This window comes from Sulfitobacter sp. HNIBRBA3233 (genome assembly GCF_040149665.1).
In the GTDB taxonomy this organism is placed as follows: domain Bacteria; phylum Pseudomonadota; class Alphaproteobacteria; order Rhodobacterales; family Rhodobacteraceae; genus Sulfitobacter; species Sulfitobacter marinivivus.
In genome coordinates this window covers 1-439 of record NZ_JBEFLP010000021.1, presented here as the reverse complement: position 1 = coordinate 439, position 439 = coordinate 1, and the positions used below count along the sequence as shown (strand labels likewise).

Genomic DNA, 439 nt, shown 5'->3' with positions numbered 1-439 from the left:
ACAATCGTGGAGCTTTTGCGGTGACGCAGTGGTGAATTTGCGCAATTTCGACCTGAACCTGCTGGTCATCTTTCGTGCCATCATGAATCAGGGTTCGATCGCGGGAGCGGCGGAAGAGATCGGACTGTCGCCTTCCGCCGTCAGCCATGCGCTGGCGCGGCTGCGGGTGATGCTCAACGACGAGCTGTTCTTTCGGACGGCAGGCGGGGTCCGGCCAACTGACCGCGCCCGAGAGCTCTATGCCGATATCGAGCGCGGCCTCGGCTTTATCTCGACGGCCATTTCCTTGCAGCACCAGTTTGTTCCCGCCCAGGCCGAGCGGGTGTTTACCATGCAGGTCGCGGACTATGTCTCGGCGTTTCTGCTGCCACGGTTGGCCGAGCGGCTGCAGGTCGAAGCGCCGGGCGTATCTATCGACATCCTGCCCTTTACCATCTCG

At 61.5% G+C, this 439-nt stretch carries 1 protein-coding gene; it reads left to right on the top strand.

The genetic code is table 11. The features are described 5' to 3' along the window. Positions 1–31: 31 nt before the first annotated feature. Positions 32–439, top strand: a 408-nt coding sequence (locus ABMC89_RS19000) for a LysR family transcriptional regulator (protein WP_349570805.1), incomplete at its 3' end; no start/stop codon positions are given.